5 protein-coding genes are annotated in these 5,637 nt (G+C 65.5%); 3 read left to right on the top strand and 2 right to left on the bottom strand.

The window, feature by feature from the left end; all coding sequences use genetic code 11:
- Positions 1-66: 66 nt before the first annotated feature.
- The gene (locus OJI97_RS11875; RefSeq protein ID WP_297663735.1) at positions 67-1,485 is read right to left on the bottom strand and encodes a M17 family metallopeptidase; all 1,419 of its coding nucleotides are present in this window, start codon (positions 1,483-1,485) and stop codon (positions 67-69) included.
- Positions 1,486-1,539: 54 nt separating this feature from the next.
- Between OJI97_RS11875 and OJI97_RS11870 the strand changes: the two genes are divergently transcribed.
- Together OJI97_RS11870 and OJI97_RS11865 are read left to right on the top strand one after the other, a co-directional pair.
- Positions 1,540-2,373, top strand: a complete 834-nt coding sequence (locus OJI97_RS11870; protein WP_297663734.1) for a DUF3298 and DUF4163 domain-containing protein — start codon at positions 1,540-1,542, stop codon at positions 2,371-2,373.
- A gap of 11 nt (positions 2,374-2,384) precedes the next feature.
- Positions 2,385-2,567, top strand: coding sequence for a DUF3008 family protein (locus OJI97_RS11865; RefSeq protein WP_297663732.1), 183 nt, complete (start codon positions 2,385-2,387; stop codon positions 2,565-2,567).
- A gap of 115 nt (positions 2,568-2,682) precedes the next feature.
- Here OJI97_RS11865 and OJI97_RS11860 read toward each other — a convergent pair whose 3' ends face one another.
- Positions 2,683-4,212, bottom strand: coding sequence for an NAD(P)/FAD-dependent oxidoreductase (locus OJI97_RS11860; protein WP_297663731.1), 1,530 nt, complete (start codon positions 4,210-4,212; stop codon positions 2,683-2,685).
- A 193-nt stretch (positions 4,213-4,405) separates the two neighbouring features.
- On the opposite strand from OJI97_RS11860, the gene OJI97_RS11855 reads away from it, so the two are divergent.
- Positions 4,406-5,530, top strand: coding sequence for a DUF47 family protein (locus OJI97_RS11855; RefSeq protein WP_297663730.1), 1,125 nt, complete (start codon positions 4,406-4,408; stop codon positions 5,528-5,530).
- Positions 5,531-5,637 lie beyond the last annotated feature (107 nt).

Below are 5,637 nucleotides of genomic sequence, written 5' to 3'. Positions count from 1 at the left end.
GACGTTGCTGAGCGGGACCCCGGATCAAGTCCGGGGTGACGGCGAAGGTAAGATCCATTCTATCCTTCAAGCTGGATCACTCCCGCCCTTGCCGCGGCGGTCGTAGCGCGCCTGCAGCATCGCCCAGGCGGCGCGCAGGCCGAGCGCTGCGCCGCCCTTCGGCCGGCCGGGCCTGGCCGAAGGGCGCCAGGCGAAGGTGTCGAAATGCGCCCAGGCGGCATCCTCGGGGATGAAGCGTTTGAGGAACAGCGCCGCGGTGATCGATCCCGCGAAGGCCGAACTGCCCGCATTGCCGAGGTCGGCGATGTCGGTTTCGAGCAGGTCGGCATAGCCGTCCCACAGCGGCATCCGCCACAGCGGATCGTCGCGATCGGTGCCGCCGCGCAGCAGATCGTCGGCGAGCGCGTCGTCATTGGCATAGAGCGCGGGCAGGTCGGGGCCGAGCGCGACGCGCGCGGCGCCGGTCAGCGTGGCGAAATCGACGATCAGTTCGGGCTTGTCCTCGCCCGCCTTCGCGAGCGCGTCGCCGAGCACGAGCCGGCCCTCGGCATCGGTATTGCCGATCTCGACCGTCAGCCCCTTGCGGCTTTTGAGCACGTCGCCGGGGCGGAAGGCGTCCGAGGAGATGGCGTTTTCGGCTGCCGCGACGAGGCAATGGAGCCGCACCGGCAATCCGCTCGCCATCACCAGTTCGGCGAGCGCGAGGACGTGCGCGGCGCCGCCCATATCCTTCTTCATCAGCCGCATCCCGGCCGCGGGCTTGATGTCGAGTCCGCCGCTGTCGAAGCTGATCCCCTTGCCGACCAGCGCGACGCGCGGGTGATCCTCCTTGCCCCAGACGATCTCGATCAGCCGCGGCGCGTGATGCTTCGCCGCGGCGCGGCCGACCGCATGGATCATCGGATAACCCTGTTCGAGCGCTTCGCCCCTGGTGACGGTCAGCGTGCCGCCGTGCGCCTTGGCGATGCGCTCGGCCGCCTTCTCGATCGCCGCGGGCCCCATGTCGGCGGCGGGCGTGTTGACGAGGTCGCGGACGAGCGCGACCCCGCGCATCTCCGCGACCGTCGGCGCGATCGCACCGACGTCGGCGGTCAGCAACACGCGCGGACCCTTGACGGGCGGGTTCGATTTATAGGCGTCGAAGCGATATTGTGCGCTCAGCCAGCCGAACAGCGCCTTGCCCGGCTGCTGTCCTTCGAGCCGGTAGCGGCCCTCGGGCAGGATCTGCGCGAGCTTGGCGAGGCACCAGGCCGACAGCGCGTCAGCCTTTGCCACCGTGGTCACCACCGCCCAGCGTTCGGGATCGTCGCCGGGCAGGATCGCGTGGACGAAGGCGTCGGGCTTGAACCCCACCGCGGCGAGGTGCGCGCGCTCGCGCGCGTTGCGGCCTTTCAGCCATTCGTCGTAGCTCGTCTTGTCGACGACATGGATCGCGCGGGCATCCTGTCCCTTGTCGGGCTGGATCAGGTCGGAATAGTCGGTCATGGCGTCGTGCTAGGCCGGTGGGGAAACTTTGTCGATTCCCGGCGTTGTTGGAGCATGACGACGACATTCCGCCACCCGATCGCCGCGCTCCTTCTGACGAGCCTTCCCCTGATGACCGCCTGTTCGGAGAAAACGCAAACCCCGGCGGAAAAGGCCGCGGCCGCCGCGGTTCCCGGCGCGCCGCCGGGCGGCGCCGACGATGTTGCGGCGCGGCAGGCGACGGCGTCGAACGTGCGCGAGGCCAACGATCTCGTCGAATTTTCCTATTCCTATCCGGTCGAGGCGGCGCGCATTCCGGCGCTCGCCAAATGGCTCGACAATGATCGCGCGGTGAAGCGCGACGCGCTGGTCGCCGAGGCGCGGCGCGACCGGGCGGCGGCGGAGAAGGAGGGTTTTCCCTATCATGCGCACAGCCATTTGCAGAGCTGGAAGCGCATCACCTCGACCCCGCGCTTCCTCAGCCTGTCGAGCGAGATCGGAACCTATATGGGCGGCGCGCACGGGATGCAGGGGTTCGACACGCTGATCTGGGACCGCAACCATGCGACCCGGCTCAAGCCGCTCGACCTCTTCACCAGCCCCGCCGCCTTCGACAACGCCGCGAAGGACGATCTGTGCGCCGGTATCGAGCGCGCGAAGGCGGCGCGCGGCGTCACCTGGTCGCGCGAGCCCGGCACGCCCTTTGCGGACTGCCCGGTGCCGTCGGCGCAGACGATCTGGCTCGGCTCGTCGGACGGGCGCTATCTCGATCGCCTGACGATCGCGATCGGACCCTATGAAATCGGCCCCTATGCCGAGGGCAGCTACAAGATCAACCTGCCGATGTCGGCCGCGTTGGTGAACGCGCTGAAGCCCGAATATCAGCGCGATTTCCTGCCGATCAACTGAGGAGTAAAGCCATGCCGGCCAAATCCAAAGCCCAGCAGAAAGCCGCCGGCGCCGCGCTCAGCGCCAAGCGCGGCGACACCCCGAAATCGAAGCTCAAGGGCGCGTCGAAACAGATGGTCGACAGCATGTCCGAAAAGCAGCTCGAGGATTTCGCCAAGGGCTCGACCAAGGGCAAGCCCGAGCATGCGGGTTAGGGGAGCAACCCTCGACAATTGCTCACCTCGTCATTGCGAGCGCAGCGAAGCAATCCAGAGCAGGCGTAAACCGCTCTGGATTGCTTCGCTGCGCTCGCAATGACGTGCGTAGGCTTTACTCCGCCGCTTCCAGTTCCGCCGGAGCCGGCGCTGCTTTCGCATCGCCCGCCTTGGTGAAGGTCAGCACGCCGTCGGCGATCTCGCCGGTCCGCATGTCGATGCGGTCCTGCACATAAGTCTGGCTGAGCCGCCATGGCAGCTTGTCGGCGTTCTTCGGCATGATGTGCAGCGCGCGCTGAATATAGCCCGACGAGAAGTCGAAGATATTCTCCTCGGTCAGGCTGTCCGGATCGGCGAGCACCGGGGTCGCGACGTCGGTGCCGGTCTGCTGCATATGATTGAGCACGCGGCAGACATATTCGGAGACGATGTCGGCGCGCAGCGTCCAGCTCGCGTTCAGATAACCGAACACCACCGAGAAATTCGGGACGTTCGAGAACATGCACGCCTTGTAATAATAATGCTCGTTCCACGCGACCGCCTCGCCATCGACGCGCACCGGAATCTTGCCCGCGACCGCGAGTTTCAGGCCGGTGGCGGTGATGATGATGTCGGCGTCGAGATGCTTGCCGGACTTGAGCTGAATGCCCGTCTTGTCGAAACGCTCGATATGGTCGGTGACGACCGACGCCTTGTCGGCCTTCATCGCCTCGAAGAAATCCGCGTCGGGGACGAGGCAGAGCCGCTGCTCCCAGGGGTTGTAGGGCGGCGTGAACGCTTGGGCATCGTAGCGGTCGCCGAGACTGTCTTTCAGCTTTTTGGTCAGAAATTCCTTGACCTTCTCGGGCTTCTCGCGCGCCCTGCGGAAGGCGATGTCCTGCAGCCGGACGTTCTTGAAGCGCGTGATCTTGTAGGCGAGCTTCTCCGGCAGGAATTTGCGCAGCGTGTTCGCAAAAGCATCCTTCGCCGGGCGGATGAAATACCAGGTCGGGGTGCGCTGGAGCATGGTGACATGCGCCGCGCCCTTGCCGTCGCCCTTTTCGGTCATCGAGGGGACGATCGTCACGGCGGTGGCGCCCGATCCGATCACGACGACCTTCTTGCCCGCGTAATCGAGGTCCTTGGGCCAGAATTGCGGATGGATGATCTGACCCTGGAAATCCTCGCGCCCCGCGAACTGGGCGTCGAACGGCTCGTCATAATCATAATAGCCCGAGCCGAGATAGAGCCAGCGCGCGGTCGTCGTCGTCACCGCGCCCTTGTCGTCCTCCATCGTCACCGTCCAGCGCGCCGCCGCGCTGTCCCAGTCGGCGCCGATCACCTTGGCGTTGAAGCGGATCTTGTCGCGAATGCCGCGCTCGTCGACGATGCGGTGCAGATAGTCGAGGATCGCGGGGCCGTCGGCGATCGACTTTTCATGCTTCCACGGTTCGAAGACGAAACCCAGCGTGTGCATGTCGCTGTCCGAGCGGATGCCGGGATAGCGGAACAGATCCCAGGTGCCGCCGAGATTGGCGCGCCGCTCGGCCAGAGCGAAGCTGCGGTCGGGGCAATTCATCTGAAGATGCGCCGCCATGCCGATGCCCGAAAGGCCCGCGCCAACGATCAGGACGTCCTGGTCCACAGGGCTCGCCGTGCCTGCCATGATTTCGTCTCCCGTCTGTCTTTAGGGTGCAGCTTACGCACCGCGTTGCATTTTGCAATCGAATTGACGTTTACGGAAAGTGCCGCTGCGGCTATGGGCTTTTTTCGCTGTCACATATCCGTCATGGCGATGTCATTCATTTGCAATCAAGACCGCCTGACGGGGCGGCAACGGAACGAACCAGACCAGACGAATGCGGCAGATTGCGGTCCTTCCCTATCGATTCGGCGGTCCCGACAAGGACGGGCCGACCGAGATTTTGCTCGTCACCTCGCGCGGCACGGGGCGCTGGGTGATTCCGAAGGGTAATCCGCTGAACGGCCTCGATCGCCATGCCTCCGCCGCAGTGGAGGCCGAGGAAGAGGCCGGGGTGATCGGCGCGGTCTGCCCGACCTCGATCGGCAGCTATGAATATCGCAAGCGCCGCGCGAACGGCGCGGCGATCATGTATAATGTCGAGGTTTTTCCGCTCGCGGTGACGCGCGAACTCGACGAATGGAAGGAAATGGACGAGCGCGAGCGGCGCTGGTTCACGCTCGATCAGGCGGCGGATTCGGTCGACGAGGCCGATCTTCAGGCGATGATCCGTTCGTTCGGCGACGGGGGGTTCCGCGCCGCGGCGCGGCGATCGGGCGTCGTCTATAATGTTGCCCAGAAAACGGGGGTCAATCGCATGTTTGCCTGGTTCCAGCGCCTGCTTCCCAAGCAGGGCAATTTCTTCGACATGTTCGAGGCGCATGCGGCGACGCTGTCGGCGGGGGCCGAGGCGCTGGCGCGGATGATGCAGGAGGGCGAGGGGATCGCCGACCATATCCAGGAGATCGTCGAGCGCGAGCATGACGCCGACGCGATCACCCGCGAAGTGCTCCAGACGGTGCGCCGCACCTTCCTGACCCCGTTCGACCGCAGCGCGATCACCGACCTGATCGCGGCGATGGACGATGCGATCGACGAGATGCAGAAGACCGCGGGCGCGGTCGACCTTTACGACGTCACCCGGTTCGAGCCCGAGATGCGCGACATCGCCGGCCTGATCGTCGATGCCGCGCGGCTGACGGTCGAGGCGCTGCCGCTGCTCCGCAACATTTCGGCGAACGGCGCGCGGCTGCACGAGCTGACCGAGCGGCTGGTGCGGATGGAGGGCCATGCCGACGAAATCCACGCGGCGGGGCTCAAGCGCCTGTTCAAGGAATATGGCTCGTCGGACACGATGCGCTTCCTGATCGCCCGCGAATTGTTCCGCCACCTCGAACGCGTCACCGACAGCTTCGAGGATGTCGCGAACGAAATCGACGGCCTGGTCATCGACCACGCATGACGTCGACCCCGAAAAATCACCTCCGATTCGCCGAGCGAAGCCGAGGGGCTTCTTCGAGCGGAGCGAGAAGCGGCGCCGTTGCTGCCTCGACTTCGCTCGGCATGGCC

The sequence above is a fragment of the Sphingopyxis sp. genome (genome assembly GCF_025869345.1).
Taxonomy (GTDB): domain Bacteria; phylum Pseudomonadota; class Alphaproteobacteria; order Sphingomonadales; family Sphingomonadaceae; genus Sphingopyxis.
Note: the sequence above shows the minus strand (reverse complement) of the source record. Positions and strands in the feature narration are given on the sequence as shown.

Coding starts and splice junctions, on each gene's coding strand:
- OJI97_RS11865 (WP_297663732.1), top strand. CDS start 2,385: ATGCCGGCCAAATCCAAAGCCCAGCAGAAAGCCGCCGGCGCCGCGCTC.
- OJI97_RS11855 (WP_297663730.1), top strand. CDS start 4,406: ATGCGGCAGATTGCGGTCCTTCCCTATCGATTCGGCGGTCCCGACAAG.
- OJI97_RS11860 (WP_297663731.1), bottom strand. CDS start 4,212: ATGGCAGGCACGGCGAGCCCTGTGGACCAGGACGTCCTGATCGTTGGC.
- OJI97_RS11870 (WP_297663734.1), top strand. CDS start 1,540: ATGACGACGACATTCCGCCACCCGATCGCCGCGCTCCTTCTGACGAGC.
- OJI97_RS11875 (WP_297663735.1), bottom strand. CDS start 1,485: ATGACCGACTATTCCGACCTGATCCAGCCCGACAAGGGACAGGATGCC.